Here is a 280-nt window from a genome sequence, read left to right on the forward strand (position 1 = left end):
TTTCACTTGCTTCCTCACATAGTGCACAACAAGTGATAGAGCAATTACGAGAAGAAGCGCCGAATGCCGAAACCATCTATTATTTATATGTCGTCAATGAACAGGATCAACTAGTAGGTGTTGTCTCTTTGAGAGACTTGCTTACAGCACAATCAAATGAGTTAGTTCAAAACTTAATGAGTTCTCGCGTTGTCTCCGTTGATTCAGACACCAATCAAGAAGAAGTCGCCAAAATGATTAAAAAATATAACTTCTTAGCTGCCCCCGTTGTTAGTTCAGA

The 280-nt window shown here is 39.3% G+C and carries 1 protein-coding gene; it reads left to right on the forward strand.

Annotated elements, in window-relative coordinates; genetic code table 11:
- A partial coding sequence (locus PZC42_RS20985) for a CBS domain-containing protein (RefSeq protein ID WP_277214043.1) occupies positions 1-280 on the forward strand: 280 nt, incomplete at both ends.

Source organism: Isoptericola croceus (assembly GCF_029382255.1).
Classification (GTDB): Bacteria; Actinomycetota; Actinomycetes; order Actinomycetales; family Cellulomonadaceae; genus Isoptericola; species Isoptericola croceus.